At 70.7% G+C, this 19,523-nt stretch carries 20 protein-coding genes; 13 read left to right on the top strand and 7 right to left on the bottom strand.

The features are described 5' to 3' along the window. The first annotated feature begins 128 nt into the window (after positions 1 to 128). The 8 genes from argC to argH all read left to right on the top strand — a co-directional run bounded on the left by argC (position 129) and on the right by argH (position 8,672). A complete protein-coding gene (gene argC / locus LX16_RS09935) occupies positions 129 to 1,145 on the top strand; it encodes an N-acetyl-gamma-glutamyl-phosphate reductase (RefSeq protein ID WP_147136436.1) in 1,017 nt (338 codons plus the stop codon). Next, positions 1,142 to 2,293: a bifunctional glutamate N-acetyltransferase/amino-acid acetyltransferase ArgJ gene (gene argJ, locus LX16_RS09930; RefSeq protein WP_147136432.1), complete on the top strand. Its 1,152-nt coding sequence runs from the start codon at positions 1,142 to 1,144 to the stop codon at positions 2,291 to 2,293. Before argC ends, argJ begins: the two co-directional genes overlap by 4 nt. Before the next feature lie 11 nt (positions 2,294 to 2,304). Further along, positions 2,305 to 3,186 (top strand): acetylglutamate kinase, encoded by an 882-nt coding sequence (argB, locus tag LX16_RS09925; RefSeq protein WP_244615744.1) that lies wholly within the window; start codon positions 2,305 to 2,307, stop codon positions 3,184 to 3,186. Then, entirely contained in the window at positions 3,183 to 4,388 is a 1,206-nt protein-coding gene (locus LX16_RS09920) for an acetylornithine transaminase (RefSeq protein ID WP_147136426.1), read from the top strand. The genes argB and LX16_RS09920 overlap by 4 nt, the downstream gene beginning before the upstream one ends. Then, positions 4,385 to 5,428 (top strand): ornithine carbamoyltransferase, encoded by a 1,044-nt coding sequence (gene argF / locus LX16_RS09915; protein ID WP_147136423.1) that lies wholly within the window; start codon positions 4,385 to 4,387, stop codon positions 5,426 to 5,428. Before LX16_RS09920 ends, argF begins: the two co-directional genes overlap by 4 nt. Continuing rightward, on the top strand, positions 5,425 to 5,943 hold the full coding sequence (locus LX16_RS09910; RefSeq protein WP_147136420.1) for an arginine repressor: 519 nt from the start codon (positions 5,425 to 5,427) through the stop codon (positions 5,941 to 5,943). Before argF ends, LX16_RS09910 begins: the two co-directional genes overlap by 4 nt. Before the next feature lie 45 nt (positions 5,944 to 5,988). Next, complete coding sequence (locus tag LX16_RS09905) at positions 5,989 to 7,194, top strand: argininosuccinate synthase (protein ID WP_147136417.1); 1,206 nt, start codon at positions 5,989 to 5,991, stop codon at positions 7,192 to 7,194. A 65-nt stretch (positions 7,195 to 7,259) separates the two neighbouring features. After that, positions 7,260 to 8,672 carry an argininosuccinate lyase gene (argH, locus tag LX16_RS09900; protein WP_147136414.1) on the top strand — a complete coding sequence of 471 codons (1,413 nt, stop codon included), beginning with the start codon at positions 7,260 to 7,262 and terminating at the stop codon, positions 8,670 to 8,672. Between the two features lie 90 nt (positions 8,673 to 8,762). Here the strand turns inward: argH and LX16_RS09895 are convergent, their stop codons facing one another. The 3 genes from LX16_RS09895 to LX16_RS09885 form a co-directional block, all read right to left on the bottom strand. Continuing rightward, positions 8,763 to 9,596 (bottom strand): S1 family peptidase, encoded by an 834-nt coding sequence (locus LX16_RS09895; RefSeq protein ID WP_158645543.1) that lies wholly within the window; start codon positions 9,594 to 9,596, stop codon positions 8,763 to 8,765. Positions 9,597 to 9,893: 297 nt separating this feature from the next. Then, complete coding sequence (locus LX16_RS09890) at positions 9,894 to 10,727, bottom strand: S1 family peptidase (RefSeq protein ID WP_147136408.1); 834 nt, start codon at positions 10,725 to 10,727, stop codon at positions 9,894 to 9,896. A gap of 356 nt (positions 10,728 to 11,083) precedes the next feature. Beyond that, positions 11,084 to 12,262: an amidohydrolase gene (locus LX16_RS09885; protein WP_147136405.1), complete on the bottom strand. Its 1,179-nt coding sequence runs from the start codon at positions 12,260 to 12,262 to the stop codon at positions 11,084 to 11,086. Between the two features lie 198 nt (positions 12,263 to 12,460). Between LX16_RS09885 and LX16_RS09880 the strand changes: the two genes are divergently transcribed. Both LX16_RS09880 and LX16_RS09875 read left to right on the top strand, forming a co-directional pair. Then, the gene (locus LX16_RS09880; protein WP_147136402.1) at positions 12,461 to 12,787 is read left to right on the top strand and encodes a PadR family transcriptional regulator; all 327 of its coding nucleotides are present in this window, start codon (positions 12,461 to 12,463) and stop codon (positions 12,785 to 12,787) included. Next, entirely contained in the window at positions 12,784 to 14,646 is a 1,863-nt protein-coding gene (locus LX16_RS09875; RefSeq protein WP_147136399.1) for a hypothetical protein, read from the top strand. Before LX16_RS09880 ends, LX16_RS09875 begins: the two co-directional genes overlap by 4 nt. Here LX16_RS09875 and LX16_RS09870 read toward each other — a convergent pair. Next, complete coding sequence (locus LX16_RS09870) at positions 14,610 to 15,137, bottom strand: Clp protease N-terminal domain-containing protein (RefSeq protein WP_147136396.1); 528 nt, start codon at positions 15,135 to 15,137, stop codon at positions 14,610 to 14,612. The genes LX16_RS09875 and LX16_RS09870 overlap by 37 nt on opposite strands. Positions 15,138 to 15,142: 5 nt before the next feature. Continuing rightward, positions 15,143 to 15,352: a helix-turn-helix domain-containing protein gene (locus LX16_RS09865; RefSeq protein WP_147136393.1), complete on the bottom strand. Its 210-nt coding sequence runs from the start codon at positions 15,350 to 15,352 to the stop codon at positions 15,143 to 15,145. Between the two features lie 105 nt (positions 15,353 to 15,457). Here LX16_RS09865 and LX16_RS09860 point away from each other — a divergent pair, with 105 nt between their 5' ends. Next, positions 15,458 to 16,465, top strand: a complete 1,008-nt coding sequence (locus tag LX16_RS09860) for an NAD-dependent epimerase/dehydratase family protein (RefSeq protein ID WP_147136390.1) — start codon at positions 15,458 to 15,460, stop codon at positions 16,463 to 16,465. 95 nt (positions 16,466 to 16,560) lie between these two features. Here the strand turns inward: LX16_RS09860 and LX16_RS09855 are convergent, their stop codons facing one another. Next, positions 16,561 to 16,998, bottom strand: a complete 438-nt coding sequence (locus LX16_RS09855; RefSeq protein WP_147136386.1) for an adenylyltransferase/cytidyltransferase family protein — start codon at positions 16,996 to 16,998, stop codon at positions 16,561 to 16,563. 90 nt (positions 16,999 to 17,088) lie between these two features. On the opposite strand from LX16_RS09855, the gene LX16_RS09850 reads away from it, so the two are divergent. Together LX16_RS09850 and LX16_RS09845 are read left to right on the top strand one after the other, a co-directional pair. Next, a complete protein-coding gene (locus tag LX16_RS09850) occupies positions 17,089 to 17,835 on the top strand; it encodes a hypothetical protein (protein ID WP_147136383.1) in 747 nt (248 codons plus the stop codon). Positions 17,836 to 17,837: 2 nt separating this feature from the next. After that, on the top strand, positions 17,838 to 18,473 hold the full coding sequence (locus LX16_RS09845) for a hypothetical protein (protein ID WP_147136380.1): 636 nt from the start codon (positions 17,838 to 17,840) through the stop codon (positions 18,471 to 18,473). 54 nt (positions 18,474 to 18,527) lie between these two features. Here the strand turns inward: LX16_RS09845 and LX16_RS09840 are convergent, their stop codons facing one another. Next, positions 18,528 to 19,499, bottom strand: a complete 972-nt coding sequence (locus LX16_RS09840) for a hypothetical protein (RefSeq protein ID WP_147136377.1) — start codon at positions 19,497 to 19,499, stop codon at positions 18,528 to 18,530. Positions 19,500 to 19,523: the final 24 nt, after the last annotated feature.

The raw sequence follows: 19,523 nt of genomic DNA, 5'->3' as shown, positions 1-19,523 counted from the left end.
ATCTCGCCGCACCGTCGTGACCTGCCCGAACACGCCGCCGAAAAACCGGCTGCCGACCTCTCACGCATTATGATACGGTCTGATGCATAGAAATTCAGGGCTGAGAACTCACTCGAAGGGGAACCCCCGTGGGACATCGGGTCGCGATCGCAGGCGCCAGCGGCTACGCCGGTGGTGAGGTGCTGCGACTGCTCGCCGGGCATCCGGATCTGGAGGTCGTCGCGGCGACCGCGCACGGCAACGCCGGTGCGCCGATCACCCAGGTGCACCCGCACCTGCGATCCCTGGCGGGACGCGACTTCGTCCCCACCACCTCGGAGGCCCTCGCCGACGCCGACCTCGTCGTCCTGACGCTCCCGCACGGCGAGTCCGCCGCGCTCGCCGCCCGGCTCCCCGAGGGCACCCGGATCGTCGACCTCGGCGCCGACCACCGGCTCACCGACGCCGACGCCTGGGCCGCCTACTACTCCGGCCCGCACGCGGGCGCCTGGACCTACGGCCTGCCCGAACTGCCCGGCCAGCGCGAGAAGATCGCCACCGCCGAGCGGGTCGCCGCCACCGGCTGCTACGCGGTCGCGACGACGCTCGCCCTGGCCCCCGTCCTGGCGGCCGGACTGGGCTCGCCCGACGACGTCGTGGTGGTCGCCGCGTCCGGCACCAGCGGCGCGGGCCGTCAGGCCAAGCCGCACCTGCTGGCCAGCGAGGTCGCGGGTTCCCTCAGCCCGTACAAGGTGGGCGCGCACCAGCACGTCCCCGAGATCAAGCAGGCGACCGGCGCCCGGAGCCTGTCGTTCACGCCGGTGCTCGCCCCGATGCCGCGCGGCATCCTGTCGACCGTCACCGTCAAACCCACCCGCCCCGGCCTGACCTCCGAGGACGTCCACGAGGCGTTGGCCCTGGCGTACCGGGACGAACCCTTCGTCCACGTGCTGGAGCCGGGGGTGTGGCCCCAGACCGCCGCGACGCTGGGGTCCAACACCTGCCACCTGCAGACCACCGTCGACCGCGACGCCGACCGGATCATCGTGACCGCCGCCATCGACAACCTCGGCAAGGGAGCGGCGGGCCAGGTCGTGCAGTGCGCCAACCTGATGCTCGGCCTCCCCGAGACCGCCGGACTCTCCGTGGACGGAGTCGCGCCGTGACCGTCACCGACGTACCCGGATTCACCGCCGCCGGCGTCGCCGCCGGGATCAAGTCCTCCGGCGCCAAGGACCTGGCCCTGGTCGTCAACACCGGCCCGGAGTACACCGCCGCCGGTGTGTTCACCGCCAACCGCGTACACGCCGCCCCCGTCAAGTGGAGCCGCCAGGTACTGACCACCGGCCGGCTCAAGGCCGTGGTGCTCAACTCCGGCGGAGCCAACGCCTGCACCGGTCCCAAGGGCTTCCAGGACACCCACGAGACCGCCGAACGGGTCGCCGCCGGACTCGGGGTCGGCGCCGTCGAGGTCGCCGTCTGCTCGACCGGGCTCATCGGCGAGTTCCTGCCGATGGACCGGCTGCTGCCGGGCGTGGACGCCGCTGTCGCCGCACTGACGCCCGACGGAGGCCGGGACGCCGCCGAGGCCGTCATGACCACCGACACCGTTCCCAAGACCGTCGCGGTCGACGCCGACGGCTACCGGATCGGCGGCATGGGCAAGGGCGCCGGAATGCTCGCGCCCGGCCTCGCCACCATGCTGTGCGTCTTCACCACCGACGCCTCCCTCGACGCGGCCATCGCCGACGCGGCGCTGCGCGAGGCGTGCCGGCTCAGCTTCGACCGGCTCGACTCCGACGGCGCGATGTCCACCAACGACACCGTCCTGCTGTTGGCCTCCGGCGCCTCCGGCGTGACCCCGGACCCGGCCGAGTTCACCGCCGCGCTCACCGGGGCCTGCCGTGACGTGGCGATGCAACTGCTCGCCGACGCCGAGGGCGCCACCAAGGAGGTCGCCATCACCGTCACCGGCGCCGCGAGCGAGGCCGACGCGGTCACGGTCGGACGGTCGGTGGCGCGCAACAACCTGGTCAAGTGCGCACTGTTCGGGCAGGACCCCAACTGGGGCCGGATCCTGGCCGCCGTGGGCACCACGGACGCGGCGTTCGACTCGGACGCCCTGGACGTGGCCGTCAACGGCGTGTGGATCTGCCGCGCCGGAGCCGCCGCCGAAGACCGCTCCAAGGTGGACCTCACCGGCCGCACCGTCGCCATCGAGATCGCCCTGCACGCCGGTGAGCACACCGCCACCGTGTGGACCAACGACCTGTCACACGCCTACGTGCACGAGAACTCGGCGTACTCGTCATGACACTCGATCAGATGAGCCCCGGAGTCCGGGACGCACTCGGTAAGGCGCAGACCCTCATCGAGGCGCTGCCGTGGCTCGCCCGGTTCCACGGCAAGCTGGTGGTCGTCAAGTACGGCGGCCACGCCATGGTGGACCCCGAGCTGCGGGCGGCGTTCGCCGCGGACATGGTCTTCCTGCGGTACGCCGGGCTCAAGCCGGTCGTCGTCCACGGCGGTGGGCCGCAGATATCGTCTATGTTGGACAAGCTGGGCATCGAGTCGGAGTTCCGCGGCGGCCTGCGGGTCACCACCCCCGAGGCCATCGACGTGGTCCGCATGGTGCTGGTGGGCCAGGTGGGCAGGGAACTGGTCGGGCTGATCAACGAACACGGGCCGTTCGCGGTCGGCATGTCCGGTGAGGACGCCCGGCTGCTGACCGCCGAACGGCGGCACGCCGTCGTCGACGGCAACCCGGTCGACGTGGGCCAGGTCGGCGACGTGGCCGCGGTCAACACCGCCGCCATCACCGACCTGCTCGACGCCCGGCGCATCCCGGTCATCTCCACCGTGGCACCCGACGTGGACGGCGTACTGCACAACCTGAACGCCGACACCGCCGCCGGCGCCCTGGCGACGGCGCTCGGCGCGCAGAAGCTCGTCGTGCTGACCGACGTCGACGGCCTGTACGCCGACTGGCCCGATCCGGGAAGCCGGATCAGCCAGATCACCGGACCGGAACTGTCGGCGATGCTTCCGCACCTGTCGGCCGGAATGGTCCCCAAGATGGAGGCCTGCCTGCGCGCCGTCGAGGGCGGCGTCCCGCAGGCCCACGTCATCGACGGACGGGTACCCCACTCCGTCCTGTTGGAAGTCTTCACCTCCGAAGGAGTCGGCACGATGGTGGTGCCCGAATGAGTCACACCGAAGCCCTGCGCACCCGGTTCACCGCGGCCATGATGCCGAACTACGGCGTCCCCGCCGTGGCGCTGTCCCACGGCGACGGCACCACCGTCTACGACGTGGACGGCAAGCCCTACCTGGACTTCATCGGCGGCATCGCCACCAGTGTGCTCGGACACGGGCACCCGGCGCTGACCGGCGCGGTCGCCGCGCAGGTCGGCCGGATCGCCCACACCTCGAACCTGTTCCTGCACGAGCCCGAGGTCGCCCTGGCGGAGAAGCTGCTGGCGCTGCTGGGACTGCCCGGCAAGGTCTTCCTCGCCAACAGCGGCACCGAGGCCAACGAGTGCGCCCTGAAGCTGGCGATGCGGTACGGCGCCGCCAACGGCCGCACCCGGTTCGTGGCCGCCGTCGACGGATTCCACGGCCGCAGCCTCGGCGCCCTGTCGCTGACCGGCAAGGAGGCCATCCGGGAACCGTTCGCGCCCTTCGGGAACCGGGTGGACTTCGTTCCCCACGGTGACGTCGAGGCGCTGGCGAACGCCGTGGACGCCGACACCACCGCGGTGTTCCTCGAACCGATCCAGGGCGAGGCGGGCGTCGTCCCCGGTGGCGGCGGTTACCTGGCGGCGGCCCGGCGGATCTGCGACGACAACGGCGCGCTGCTGGTGCTCGACGAGATCCAGTCCGGTGTCGGTCGTACCGGCGCGTGGTTCGCCCACCAGCACGAGGGCGTCACCCCCGACGTGGTCACCCTCGCCAAGGGACTGGGCGGCGGGCTGCCGATCGGCGCCTGCATCGGCGTCGGCGGCCACGGCGACCTGTTCGGCAAGGGAGACCACGGTTCCACGTTCGGCGGCAACCCGGTCGCGGCGGCGGCGGCCCTCGCGGTGCTCGACACCGTCGAGGCGGAGGGGTTGCTCGCCGACGTCGTCAAGCGCGGCGACCAGATCGTCGCCGGTGTCACCGCGATGGCGCACCCGGGAGTGGCGACCGTCCGTGGCCGGGGCCTGTGGTGGGGGATCGTGCTGCGTGACGATCGTGCCGCCGACCTCGACGCGGCGCTTCGCGACCTGGGCGTGCTCGCCAACCCGGTGCGGCCCGACGTGCTGCGGATCGCGCCGCCGTTGACGGTGAGCGCCGAGGACGTCGACCGGTTCCTGACCGCGCTCGGATCCGCCCTGGACGTGGTGTACCCGCCGGGAGGTCGACCGTGAGACACTTCCTGCGCGACGACGACCTCACCGCCGGTGAACAGCGGTACCTGATCGAGTCCGGCAAGTGGTTCAAGGCGAACCGGTACCGGGCGCGCCCGCTGCTGGCGTGGCCCACACCGGGGGCCATGCCGCGTCAGCAACTCACCGGGGCAGACCAGGCCGTGCCCCCCGCACCCCGTTCCGTGGCGGTCCTGTTCGAGAAGGAGTCCACCCGGACCCGCATCTCGTTCCAGGTCGGCATCGCCGAACTCGGCGGCAATCCGGTCGTGATCGACGCCCAGTCGAGCCAACTGTCCCGGGGAGAATCCATTCAGGACACGGCTCGGGTGTTGAGCGGCTACGTCGACGGCATCGTCATCCGGACCTTCGGCGACGAACGGATCCGCGCGCTGGCCGACGCCTCCGGGGTGCCGGTCGTCAACGCCCTCACCGACGGCTTCCACCCCTGCCAACTCCTGGCCGACCTCATGACCGTCGAGGAGGAGTTCGGCCGGACCGCGGGCGTGACGATCGCCTACGTGGGCGACGCCGCCAACAACATGGCGCACTCCTACCTGCTGGCCGGGGCCCTCGCCGGGGCGCACGTCCGGGTCGCGGGACCGGCCGCCTACCAACCCGACCCCACCGTCGTGGACGCCGCCGACCGGCTCGCCCGGACCACCGGCGGCAGCGTCACCGTCCTCACCGACCCCGTCGCCGCCGTCTCCGGTGCCGACGTCGTCGCCACCGACACGTGGGTGTCGATGGGCCAGCACGACGGAGCGGCTCGGTTGTCGGCCCTGTCGGAGTTCCAGGTCAACGCCGAACTGCTCGGCCACGCCGCCGACCACGGCATCGTCCTGCACTGCCTCCCCGCCCACCGGGGCGAGGAGATCACCGACGAGGTCATGGACGGCCCCCGGTCACGGATCCTCACCCAGGCGGAGAACCGGCTCCACGCCCAGAAGGCGTTGCTGGCCTGGCTGCTCAACACGGACCTGCGGGCGCTGCCGGGTATGGCGACGTCCCCGGTCCCGGCGGATGATGAGGTGGAGGTATGAACACACCTCTCACCAAGGCGGCGCGGCATGCGCGCATCAGCCGGATCATCGGCGACCGGCCCGTCCGCTCCCAGACCGAACTCGCCGAACTGCTCGCCGAGGACGGCGTGACCGTCACCCAGGCCACCCTGTCACGGGACCTGGAGGAGCTGGGCGCCGTCAAGGTCCGCGGTACCGACGCCAGCCCGCCCGCGTACGTCCTGCCACCCGAGGGTGAGGGGCCGCTGCGGGCGGCCACCCAGCCGCCGGACCGGTTGCTGAGGCTGCTGCGTGAACTCCTCACCGGCGCCGACCACTCCGGGAACCTGGCGGTACTGCGAACCCCGCCCGGGGCGGCCCAGTTCCTGGCCAGCGCCATCGACCGCACCGGGCTTCGCGACATCGTCGGCACCATCGCCGGTGACGACACGATCCTGGTGGTGGCCAGGGACGGCCTCACCGGCGCCGAACTGGGGGAGCAGTTGCTCACCTGGGCGGGAAAGCACCCGGCACAGCCGGGAGTGACAACACAGTAGACGTACCGGCGAGACCGGAACCTGTTGATCCGAAAGAAGAGAGAGATGACTGAACGCGTAGTGCTCGCCTACTCCGGAGGACTCGACACCTCCGTGGCGATTCCGTACCTGGCGGAGCAGACCGGCGGCGAGGTGATCGCGGTGGCGATCGACGTCGGCCAGGGCGGCGAGGACCTGGAGCTGATCCGCAAGCGCGCCATCGAGTGCGGCGCGGTGGAGTCGGAGGTCGTCGACGCCCGCGACGAGTTCGCCTCGGAGTACTGCTTCCCGGCGGTGCGCGCCAACGCCCTCTACATGGATCGCTACCCGGTCGTGTCGGCGCTGTCCCGGCCGCTCATCGTCAAGCACCTCGCCGCCGCCGCGAAGGCCCACGGCGCCACGATCGTGTCGCACGGCTGCACCGGCAAGGGCAACGACCAGGTGCGGTTCGAGGCCGGCCTTGCGGCGCTGGCGCCGCACCTGAAGGTGATCGCGCCGGCGCGTGACTTCGCGTGGACCCGGGACAAGGCCATCGAGTACGCCGAGTCCAAGAACCTCCCGATCGACGTGTCGGCCAAGTCGCCGTACTCGATCGACCAGAACCTGTGGGGCCGCGCCATCGAGACCGGCTTCCTCGAGGACATCTGGAACGCGCCGATCGAGGACATCTACTCCTACACCTCGGATCCGGCCGTGGCCCGCGACCCCGACGAGGTCGTCATCACCTTCGACGGCGGTATCCCGGTCGCGTTGGACGGCGAGACCAAGACCCCGCTGGAGGTCGTCTCGGAACTGAACACCCGGGCCGGCGCGCAGGGCGTGGGACGGCTCGACATGGTCGAGGACCGGCTCGTCGGCATCAAGAGCCGCGAGGTCTACGAGGCTCCCGGCGCGATCGCGCTCATCACCGCGCACCAGGAGCTGGAGAACGTCACGGTGGAACGCGACGTGGCCCGGTTCAAGCGGGGCGTCGATCAGCGGTGGGCGGAACTGGTCTACGACGGCCTGTGGTTCTCGCCGCTGAAGCGGTCGCTGGACGCGTTCATCGACGATACGCAGAAGCACGTCAGCGGTGAGGTGCGGCTGACGCTGCACGGTGGACGCGCCACCGTCACCGGACGGCGCTCCGAGGCCAGCCTCTACGACTTCGGCCTCGCCACCTACGACGAGGGCGACGCCTTCGACCAGTCGCTCGCCAAGGGCTTCGTGGAACTGTGGAGCCTGCCGTCCAAACTGGCGGCCGCGCGGGACGCCCGCGTCAAGGGCCTCTGATCCGCCACGGGGCGTCCGGAGACGGACGCCCCGCACCACTTCCGAACGACGAGGAGCCACACACCGTGACCAAGCTGTGGGGGGGCCGGTTCGCCGGCGGCCCGGCCGAGGCACTGGAGATGCTCAACGCCAGCATCACCTTCGACATGCGGCTCGCGCCGTACGACCTGCTCGCGTCGCGCGCCCACGCCCGGGTACTGCACCGGGCCGGCCTGCTGGACGACGCGGAACTCGACAAGATGCTCACCGCCCTGACCGAACTGGGCGAGGCGGTGGCGTCCGGCGGATTCGAGGTGAGCATCGCCGACGAGGACGTGCACACCGCGCTGGAACGCGGCCTGGTGGAACGGCTCGGCCCGCTGGGCGGGAAACTGCGCGCCGGACGTTCCCGCAACGACCAGATCGCCACCGACCTGAGGCTGTACTGCCGCGACCACGCCCGTGGCCTGGCGGCCGACCTGATCGACCTGATCGACGCCCTGGTGGCGCAGGCGGGCGCTCACGTCGACGCGCCGGTACCCGGCATGACGCACCTGCAGCACGCCCAGCCGGTGACATTCGGGCACCAGCTCCTCGCACACGTCCAACCGCTGCTGCGTGACCTGGAACGGCTGCGCGACTGGGACCGCCGCGCCGCCGTGTCACCGTTGGGTTCGGGCGCGCTCGCGGGATCCTCGCTGCCGCTGGACCCGGCGGCGGTCGCCGCCGAACTGGGATTCGACTCCTGCGCGGCGAACTCCATGGACGGTGTCGCCGACCGTGACTTCGCCGCCGAGTTGCTGTTCGTCGCGGCGACAGTCGGCATCCACCTGTCGCGGCTGGGGGAGGAGGTCGTGTTGTGGAGTTCCTCGGAGTTCGGTTGGATCGAACTCGACGACGCCTACGCCACCGGTTCGTCCATCATGCCGCAGAAGAAGAACCCCGACATCGCGGAACTGGCGCGCGGCAAGTCCGGCCGGCTGGTGGGCAACCTGACCGCGCTGCTGGTCACCCTGAAGTCGTTGCCGTTGACGTACAACAAGGACCTCCAGGAGGACAAGGAACCCGTCTTCGACTCGCTCGACAACCTCGCCCTGCTGCTGCCCGCCGTCACCGGCATGATCCGGACCATGAAGGTGAACACCGACGTCATGGCCGATTCGGCGCCTCGCGGTTTCTCGCTGGCGACCGAGATCGCCGACTGGCTGGTGCGCCGCGGCGTGCCGTTCCGGGACGCCCACGAGGTGACCGGTGCCGTGGTGGCGCACTGCGGCAAGCTCGGCATCGAACTGGACGAGATCTCCGACTCCGACCTGGCGGGGATCAGTGAGCACCTGACGCCGCAGGTACGTGAGGTGTTGTCCGTCGAGGGGGCGTTGGCGGGCCGCACCACGCCGGGTTCCACCGGCCCCACCGCCGTCCGTTCGCAGTTGGCGGTGGTCGGTACCGCACTCGCCGAGTGGCGGGTCTGGGCCGACACGAAGGTCGTGCCGCTGTAGCGTTCCAGCGGCCACGGACGAAGCCGTCCGCGGACCGGTGCCGGGTGTGTCGGCGCCGATACCGCGGACGGCTTCTTAATCCGTTCTCGGTTATACGTCGTTCAACAGGTGCGAGACGATCCACTTGTAGTACGGTGCGGTCGCCGTGTACACCTGGGTGCCGTTGATGCAACCGGTCTCGCCGGGGCCCCGGCTGTTGACACCGATGACCACCCAGCGGCCGTTCACCTCGTGAAGGGCCGGGCCGCCGGAGTCGCCGGTGCATGGTCCCTGCACACCGGGGTCGACGTCCACACAGATGTCGTTGTCGGTGATGTCGTAGAAGTCGCCGTGCACGCACGACTCCCTGTCGAGCAGGGTGGTGTCGAGCTCCTGGAGCTCGGTGGGCATCGACGCCGGGTCGTCCACGGCGGTGAAGCCCCAACCGAGGACACGGACGTCGGATCCCACGGCGGGGGCCGGGGCCGTCCGTACCTTCTCAAGGCCGTACGGTGCGCTCCTGGTCAGTTTGATCAGGCCGATGTCGCCCATGGACTCACCGAACTCGCCCCACGACGGGTGGGGGACGAACTTCTCGATGTCGATCTCGGTTCCGGCCGTGTGGTCGGTCGAGCCGAGGCTCACCGTGTACTCGCTCGGGTCGAGTGGCGTGCCGTCGCCGCCGGCGATGCAGTGCGCGGCGGTCACCAGCCACTTGTAGCTGATGAGCGACGCTCCACACCGGACGGGGCTGTGGCGGTCGCCCTGGTCCTTGTACTGCAGGGACGCCATGAACTCGTAGTCCTCGGTGGCGGGTGAGCCGCCGACGATGTTGACACCCACGGTCGTGGTGTCGTATTCGGTGGCGTGTGCCGGACCGGCTCCCAGCAGGGAGAGTCCGGTCAGCGCGGCGGTCGCCGCGATGGCGAGTGTCCTTCGATTCACTTGTAACCTCTCGGTCGCCGTGTGGCTCGACGAAGCGCCGTGAAGGCACGACGCGGCCGCCGACACACGGTCGGTGGGCATGACGACGGTCCCCCTCCAAAGGGACCGCATCGACGGGGCCGCGGCGGCGTCCTCCAGCCGCATCGACCCTTCTCGATCGGAGGATCATGCCAAACCCGTGTGACACGACGGAAGACGGGGCGGCCGACCCTCGGAGCGTGACGGATCAAGCCGTCCGCGGTATCGGTGCGGGTGTGTCGGCGCCGATACCGCGGACGGCTTCTCACCAGCGCGGGATCACTTGTCGCTCAACACGTGTTCGCGGATCCACTCGTTGTACGGCCAGGTCTCGGTGAACACCTGGTTGCCGTTGATGCAGCCGGTCTCGCCGGGGCCGCGGCTGTTGACGCCGAAGACCCGCCACACGCCCCCGAACCTGCGCAGTGCGGGGCTTCCGGAGTCACCGGTGCAGGGACCCGAGACGGCCGGTTCGGTCTCCAGGCAGACGTCGTTGAGGGTGATGTCGTAGAAGTCGCCGTTCACGCACGACTTGTCGTCCAGCACCGTCGTGTCGATCTGCTGCAGTTCGACGGGCATCGAGGTCGGGTCGTCCACCTCGGTGAAACCCCAGCCGAGGGTGCGCACCTCGGTGCCGACGGCGGGTGACTGCATCAGGCCGGTGGTGTCCACCGCGGAGGGTGCGCTCTGGGCCAGTTTGATCAGCCCGATGTCGCCCATGGACTCACCGAACTCACCCCAGGTGGGGTGGGGGATGAACTTCTCCACCTCCATGCGGATGCTGGTGGTGTGGTCGGTCGAGCCGACACTCACGATGTACTCGGCCGGATCCAGCGGCGTGCCGTCGCCACCGGCGATGCAGTGCGCGGCGGTCACCAGCCACTCGGGGTCGATGAGCGACGCTCCACAGCGGACCGGGCTGTGGCGGTCGCCCTGGTCCTTGTACTGCAGGGACGCCATGAACTCGTAGTCCTCGGTGGCGGGGGAACCGCCGACGATGTTGACGCCGACCGTCGTGGTGTCGTACGCGGTGGCGTGTGCCGGACCGGCTCCCAGCATTGAGAGCCCGGTCAGTGCGGCGATGGCCGCGATGGCGGGTGTTCGTCTCTTCACCGTGTTGCCTTTCAGGTGGCCGTGTGGCTCGGTGGAGCGCCGAAAAGGTATGGCGCGGCCGCCGACACACGGTCGGTGGGCATGACGACGGTCCCCCTCCAAAGGGACCGCATCGGCTCGGGTGTGGCGGCGTCCTCAGGCCGCGCGGAACCCTCCTCGATTCGGCAGATCATGCCAAGCATTGGGAGACAACGCAAGTCGGGTGTCGTGTCCACCGGCCTCGACGCACCATGACCACTGTGGAGAGAGCTCGTCGGGGTGGGCTCCGGTCGGCGGGAGACACCGGGAGACGGGGCGTCCGGTCGGGTCACCGGGTGGTGGGCGCGCGCGTTCCGCCACCCGGTGACCCGGAGGCGTCAGGCCGCCGACTCGTGCCGGTAGACCTCGGCGCCCTCGACGTAGGCGACCTCCACCCTGCTGTACAGGTCGAGCGGGTCGCCCGACCAGACGCAGAAGTCGGCGTCCTTGCCCGGCGTCAGAGAACCGATCCGGTCCGCCACTCCCATGATCGTCGCCGGAGTGATGGTCAGCGCCCGCATCGCCTCGTCACGGTCCAGGCCCTCCTTGACGGCCAGCGCCGCCTGGTGGATCAGGTTGCCGATCGGCACCACCGGGTGGTCGGTGGTGATGGCGATGGTGACGCCGGCGGCCGCCAGCTTGCCGGGGTTGGCGATCGAGCGGTTGCGGACCTCGACCTTGGTGCGGGACACCATCAGCGGGCCGATGATAACCGGGATGCCCTTCTCCGCGATGATGTCCGCCAGCAGGTGGGCCTCGGTGCCGTGGTCGAGCACCAGCTCGTAGCCGAACTCCTCGGCGATCCGCATGGCGGTGGCGATGTCGTCGGCGCGGTGGCAGTGCTGCCGCCACGGGATCTCCCGGTTGAGCACCCGGGACAGCGCCTCCAGCTTCAGGTCGCGGTCGACGGGCTTGCCGGGCTCGGCGGCGGCCAGTTTCGCCTGGTAGTTCTGGGCGTCGACGAACGCGCCCCGGATGACGGCGGCGGTACCCAACCGGGTGCTGGGGGTCTTCTTCTGCTCGCCGTAGACCCGCTTGGGGTTCTCGCCCAGCGCCGACTTCAGGCCGCTGGGGGTGCGCATCGCCATCTCGTCGACGGTCCGGCCGACCGTCTTGATCGCCACGGTCTGGCCGCCGATCGGGTTCCCCGAGCCGGGGTTGACGTTGACGGCGAGCACCCCGGAGGCCACCGCGTCGCCGAAACCGAGGTCGGCGGGGTTGATGGCGTCCAGCGCCCGGACGTGGGCGGTGACCGGTTCGGTCATCTCGTTGGTGTCGTTACCGGCCCAGCCCTCGCCCTCCTCGCTGGTGCCGAGGTGGACGTGGGCGTCGACGAGGCCGGGGACGATCCACTTGCCGCTGACGTCGCGAATCTCGGCTCCGGCGGGAATCGGTGTGCCGGATCCGCCGACGGCCGCGATGCGACCGCCTTCGATGATCACCACGCCGTCGTCGATCCGGTCGCCGTCGATCGGAAGTATCGTCGCGCCGGTGAACGCGATGGTCGGCTCAGTCATGTGTCACCTTCAGAAGAGATACGAGTCCTTACATCGAACCAAACGGCATCCGGTGATCGACCGGTATACCGGTGACCGGACGGTCGCCCGGTGCGGCTCTTCCGGGTGTCGCCGGGTGACTCCCCCCGAGGTGTCTGGGCGTAATGCCAGGTCGCGACTATGTTGTTTTTCTATACTGACCTATGTAGGATTCCGAGCATGGTTGACGGACTCCGTATGACACCCGCCCTGGCGGCGGTGCTGACCGCCCTGCTGACCGAACCGGACACGCCGCGATACGGCATGGAACTCATCACCGAGACCGGCCTGCCCAGCGGCACCCTGTACCCGATCCTGCGGCGGCTCACCCTGGCGGGCTGGGTCGCGGCCTCCTGGGAGGACGTAGACCCCCGGGACGCCGGCCGGCCGGCCCGGCGCTACTACACGCTCACGCCCGACGGCGCCGAACACGCCCGGACGGAACTGCACGCGCTGTACCGGCAGATCTCGGGAGTGCCCGGAGTGGGAAGGCCGAAGACCGCATGAGACCACTCGACACCCTGGTGGACCGGCTGTTGCGCCGGGCCGCCGACCGATGGCCCTCCGAAGAAGCCGACGACATGTACCGGGAATGGCGGGCCGAGGTGGCCTGGCTGCGGGACACCCCCGGCGCCGCCCGATGGACCACGGCACTGCGGAGCCTGCGCTTCGCCCTCAGCCTCGCCACCAGCACACCGGAAACCGGGCGGGAGCGGCCGAACGCACACCCGTCGGCGGTCGTGCCACTGTTGCGGGCGGTCGCCTCGGCGGTCGTGGCGGTGGCCGTGGCCGCCTCCGCCTGGCCGATCGTCACCGTGCTGTTGAGCGGATACTCTCCCCACCCCGATTCGCGCCTGGCGAGCGCGGGCCGGTTCATCGCCATCGGATTGATCGCCGCCGCGTTCGGCCTGGTGGGGAGCCGCCTCCGTGACCGGCGCCCCCGACCGGTGACCGGTGTACTGCTCCTGTCGGTGGCGCTGCTGGTCATGTGGCTGCCCGACACCCGGCTGTGGCCGTGGCCCGCCCTGCTGTCGGTGGCGTTGTGGAGCGCCACGGTGATCCCACTGCTCGCCGTGACGGCGCGGCGCGCAAGTCGCACCGGGGCGATGCTGACCGGGACGATCGGCGCGGTCGCCCTGTTGCACCTGATCGCAGTCGGGTTGGGAGTCCTCGTCGGCCACACCGACGATGTCGCGTCGGCCCCGGCGGAGGCGCCGTGGTGGTTCCTGCAGTCGCTCACGGCGGTGGGGGAGGGCCTCGTGGCCGAGGGCGTGTATCCGGTCGCGTCCCGGGTGTTGCCGGTGCTCGTCCCGGTCACGGCCTTCGTGCTCACCTGGCTCCACACCGGACGACACGCGCGGCCGGTTCCGGCACCCCCTCCGGCGGCCCCGGTCGACCGCCGTCTCCTCGTGCCCGCGGGGACCGCGGCGGCGGTCGCCGGGATCGCGCTCTGGTGCGCGGGCTCGTGGTGGCTGGGACTCGCCGACGCCGACCGTCCGTGGGAAGTCCGCTGGCTGTGGGAGTTCCGATGGGCGGGACTGGCGTTGCTGGTGCTCGGCATGGCGGTACGGTTCGCCGGTCTCGGAACGGCCGTGTCGCCCGTGCTCGGGCTGGCGGTGGTGTCGTCGCCGGTCAACCTGTTCACACAGGACCACGACACACCCGCCCGGCTCGTCGCCGCCGGTACCGCGGTCGTGGTGGCGGTGGTCGTGGCGGAGTGGTGGAGCCGTTCCCGGCCCCGGCCGGTGGCGGCGTCCACGCGCAACGGGTTGGCCGTCGTGGCGATGAGTGCCGCCGGTGGTGCGCCGACCATGTTGTGGTCGGAGGAGTTCGGCCTCGGCGCGTCGTTCACCGGCGGCTGGAACGCGGCGCAGGCGGCAGTGATCGTCGCGCTCCTCGGTGTGGCCGCGGTGGCCACGCGCGCCGTGGCGCCCCGCCCCGCCTTCCGGAGCCTCGCCGTGGTCGGCGCCGCGTCCGGTGTGGTCCTGGTGGCGTTGGCGTGGTGGCCGCGACCGACCGACATCGCGATCTGGGCGGTGCCGGTCCTGCCGACCCTGGTCGCCTTCGGTGTCGCGGCCCGAGGGCCGCTGGGCCGGCGTGGTGTCGGTCTCGTGCTGCTTGCCTTCCCCGTCGGTGCCGCCGTGTCCCATCTGCACCTGATGATCGCCAACCGGTTGAGTGGCGTGTTGTGGAACGTGTTCCCCGACGCCGTGCCGTACTCGTTCGTCGTACCGACGTTCCTGACGCTGGCGGTACTGACCTGGTTGGCGGCCGGGTGGACGACGGGCGCGGCGGTGCCCCGGCCCGCGACGGTCGGGGCGCCGCGTGCTCAGCCGCCACCCAGGGCGCGGCGGACCGCCTGGTAGTCGAGGCCGAGGTCGGTGAGGACGCCGGAGGCCAGACCGCCGCCGCGCAGCACCGCCAGCAGGACGTGCACGTCCTCGATCCGGCGGGCCCCCATCTCACGGGCCTCGGCCACCGCGCCCGAGAGGGCGCGTTTGGAGTCCGGGCTGAACGGCCGGTGACCGCCTCCGAAGCGGCGCCGGGGTCGCGCACGGCGTGGTTCGTCGCGCCACTCCAGGGCCGCGGTCGCGGACCGGACGTCGATGCCCATCCGGCGGAGCGCGGCCATGTCGGTCTCGCTGAGGTCGCCGCGCCGCCGGGCGCGGGCGAAGGCCTCGCGCAGTGCCTCTGGAGTGATCCGCGATCCCAGGACCCGGCGCGAGACGGGTCCTGCTTCGGACAGGATGCCGAAGAGGAGGTGTTCCTCCTCGATCGTCGGCGAGTCGTCCTGCTGGGCGGTGCGGACGGCGGTGTGCACCGCCCGGACGGTGCGACGGCTGAACTTCTCGAACACGTGCCTCAGCTCCTACGGTGTTTCTTGTGGACGGCCTGTCGGGTCACGCCGAGTTCGACGGCGATGCGCTGCCACGGCCAGCCCTGTTCCCGGGCGTTGCGGACCTGCGCGGCCTCCAGGTGTTCCAGCAGGCGGCGCAGCGCGGCGACCGCGCGGAGTCCGTCGGCGGGATCGGCGCCGGCGGCGGCCGTGACCAGTTCGGTGGTGTCGGTCATGCTGTCAACTTACATTGACAATCCGGTGTTGTCAACTCCGGTTGACGTATCTGCCGTCAGCGAATGCGGTTGGCCCCACCGGGCCCGATGCGGCAAGGTGAAACGATGAGATTGCTTGTCCTCGGAGGAACCGTCTTCCTGTCAAAGGCCGTCGCCGTCACCGCCCTCGCACGCGGACACGACGTCACGGTCGTCGCGCGCGGCGAGAGCGGCGAACCGCCCGAGGGCGCCCGCTTCGTCAAGGCCGACCGGGACTCCCCGGACGGGTTGAGCGCCCTGGCGGGCGAACACTTCGACGCCGTCGTCGACGTCGCCCGTCTCCCCGGCCAGGTCAAGAGCGCCCTGGACACCCTCGCGGCCACGACCGGGCACTGGACCTTCGTGTCCTCGTGCAGCGCGTACGCCGACGAGGCGACACCGGGGCAGACCGTCGAGACGGGCGTCCTGCGCGACCCCGTCCCCGACGACAGCCTCGACCCCGACATCGAGAAGTACGGCGCCAGCAAGGTCACCTGCGAGAACCTGGTCCTCGCCGCCAAACCCGGCCGGGCGTTCGTCGTCCGCGCCGGACTCATCGTCGGCAACGGCGACCCGAGCTACCGCTTCGGCCACTGGCCCGACCGGATCGCCGAAGGCGGCGAGGTACTGGCGCCGGGCGCACCGGACGAACTCGTCCAGTACGTCGACGTCCGCGACCTGGCGGAGTGGATCCTCGACGCCGCCGAATCGGACACCACCGGCGTGTACGACGGCATCAGCCTCCCGATGACCCGTGCCGACTTCCTCACGCAGATCGCCGAAGGGCTGGACGTCTCACCCCGCTTCACCTGGGTCGATCAGGAGTTCCTGCAGGAGCACGGGGTCAAACCCTGGTCGGGGGAGCAGAGCCTGGGGCTGTGGCTGCCGTTGCCGGAGTACGCGGGCTTCCTCAGCCGCGACACGAGCACCGCCATCGCCGCCGGCCTGCGCATCCGGCCGCTGGCCGAGACCGCCCGCGACTGGTACGCCACGCTGGACGAGCGGCCCGTCCCCAACGCCGAGGGCAGCCGGTACAAGGCGCTCACCCGCGAGAAGGAGGCCGAGATCCTGGCCGCCTGGCACGCGCGCGACTGAGGCGACGAACCGGCGAGCCCGGAGTGACGGCACGCCGGGCTCGCCGCGCCGTGCCGTCACGTTCCGAGAGGACGCCCGGCGCCGGCGGTCGCCCTTCACAGGCCGGTTTCGGCGATGATCCGCGAGCTGGAGTCGGCCTTGTCCGCCCCGCCGACACCGAAGACGATCTCGATGCCCGACTCCGCGCACACGTCGGCCTCGGCGATCAGCCCGGCGTCACTGCGGTCACCACCGTTGGCGAAGACGATCCGATCGTTCGGGTACCGCTTCCGCAAGAGCCGCAACGTCTCCCGCACCGACGGGTCCTCGTCGACGGCGAGGACCACCTCGTCCACCACGCCGACGGCTCCGACGACCTCGGCCCGGTCACGGGCCGGGATGACGACCCGCCCCTTCTTGAGGACCTGTTGGGCGTCGTTGTTGACGACGACGACCAGCAGGTCCGCGAGCCCGCGCGCCTCCCGCATCATCCGTATGTGGCCGACGTGGAGTGGGCTGAAGTATCCGCTGACGACGGCGATGGAACGGGTCATGGACGGCCACGTTATCCGATCGCCCCGGCGGCTTGACGCACCCGGTTACGGTACGACCGACACCCCCCCACTCGCCACAAGGGAATCCACATGGACGTGCTCGCCGCACTGCGCGAGAAGTTGCCGCTGGAGCCGGTGCCCGGGCTGGACGACACCTGGGAGGGGACCGGCGGTCCGAGGGTGCGGATCCTGTACCTGCCTCACCCGGGTGAACGGGTCCTGTTCCAGGTCAACGTCGCGCGGCGGACCGACGAGGCGGACGTGCGGCGGTTCGTGTCGTTCGCGCGCGGCCACCTGGACGAGTTGTTCACCGCGCCGCCGATGATCGCGGTCGGCGGACTGCGCCTGGCCACGTACGGATTCGACAGTGCCGTCGCGGTCCTTCCCGCCGCCGCCGACCTGACCCCCTCCGGAGACCCCGCGATCGACCGGCGGGTGTACGGACTGTTCCCCGGCTGGGAGTGCGAGGTGTCGATGACCGAATCCGAGGACCTGGCCCGGCGCCGGATCCGCCGGGACATCCGTTACAGCGACTGGGAACGCCGCCCCAGCCCTCTCCTGCGCTACTCCTTCGCCTTCACGCAGCAGGGCCGCCCGGAGGTGGTCCGCGACGAGGGATTCCCCGGCGACGCCTCACAGGTCGAGTCGATCCTGCGGTTCATCGCCGGAGGACGCTCCGGCCGGGTCGAGTGCGAGAACCACCGCGGACGGACCATCCACATCGAGTACGACTGGGGCACCGATTTCACCTGGGAGTCCGATCCGCCGCACACCGGATGCGACCTCGACCGGGTCTCGGAGCTGTTGTGGTCGTTCGCCACCGGGAAGGACGACTGACGATGTTCCTCGAATCCGACTTCGACCGGATCTCCGACGACGCGACCCCCGCGCAGATCTCCACCCACCTCGAATCACTGGGACGCGGCGAACACGCCATCGCCATCCTCGGTACCGCCCCGCAGGAATACATCCAGACCTGTTTCCTGCCCCAGTCCGACGCCTTCTCGCTCGAATTCAGGGACGGCGACTGCCACCGGCACTACACGTTCACGACCACCTCGCGGGCGCTGCTCGACGACGCCTTCCTCAGTTACCACGCCGGCGACAACCGCTGGAAGACCATGGTGGAATGGCGGCGCGACCCGCACTACGAGACGGTCCAGGCCCCAGAGGGCGTCACCGCGCCGGTCGGCGACCTCACCCTCCTGGTCTTCACGGCAGAGACCGACCTGAGCAGCCGGGTCTACCGGCGCCAGCTCGCCGAGATCGTCGCGCTGACCACCGGACGCCTGCGCGTCGAGGTGGTCGACGTCGCGGAGTCACCCGGACGCGCCGCCGAATGGGGTGTCACCGGCGAACACCTGCCGATCCAGCTCGTCATCGACGGCGGTGTCCTGCGGCGGGTGTTGTGCGGCGTCCGGTCCCGTAAGGCGATGCTCCGCGAACTGGCGGAACACCTCGACCGGCCGTCCTGAACGGACCACTGACGACCGGGAGGGACCGACGGTCCCACCCGGTCCCGGCCCGCGTCACCGTCTACCGCGCCACTCCTCGGAACCCGGCCGGTCACCGTCGGTCACGTCGGTGACGCCGTCCCCGTTCGGTTCGTGGGGCAGCAACGCGGTCACGTCGAGCGGATTCCCGGCCGACAACACCCGTCCGACCGCCTCACCGCTCTCCGACAGCGCGTCCGCCAGGCCCTGCTCCACACCGTCCATCGTGTCCTGAAGCGCCTTGCAGCCGTCGACCATCGACTGGAGGACCCCCTCCACGGTGTCCCCCTTGATCCTGGCCGACTCCACGCCTGCGGCGCCGAACTGCGCACCGCCTCGGATCAGTGCCATCGAGCCGCCCAGCCCGAGTGCCGCCCCGGCGGCCGGGATCGCGCCGATGACGGTGGTGGCGGCCGTGATGATGCCCAGCACCACCAACACCTCCGCGCTGGTGCAGTCGTCCAGCGAGTCCAGCACCTTCGCGGTGTCGTCGGCGATCTTCTCGGCGTCACGGCGGCCCTGCCGGAGCACCGCCTCGTATCCCGCCAACACCACGCACAGCTCGTCCACGACCACCTTCTGGTTGGCGACCGCGTTGGGGAACGGATCCAGGAAGTACGTCTTGAAGTCGTCACGGGTGGCGCCCGCCCACTGCTCGACCGCGCTGGAGGCGTTCGCCACCACGGTGGCGCGACCGGAGTTCAACGCGCCCTTGGCGCCGGCGAGGGACGCCGCCATCCCGGTCACCAGCGTGGGATCCCGGTCGTAGAACGGCGTGAACCAGGTTCTCACCCACTGGTAGTCCGCCTCGGTCGGGAACATGTCGTCGGGGTACGGGCCGGGGATGCCCGAGGCCCCCAGGTCGGAGTTCACCTCCTTCGTGCGTTGTCGTACCGCCGCCTCGATCACGCGGTCGACGGCCGCCTCGATCGCGGCGTCGTCGACGAGCGCGATCTCGGCGGCCTTGTCACGGCTGGGTCCGGCGAAATCCGGATCGACGTCGGTCATGCGGGTCTCCCATCGGGGGCGGGT

Source organism: Stackebrandtia albiflava (assembly GCF_007994225.1).
Classification (GTDB): Bacteria; Actinomycetota; Actinomycetes; order Mycobacteriales; family Micromonosporaceae; genus Stackebrandtia; species Stackebrandtia albiflava.
The sequence above is the reverse complement of the archived record's forward strand: the minus strand, read 5'-3'. Positions and strand labels throughout refer to the sequence as shown.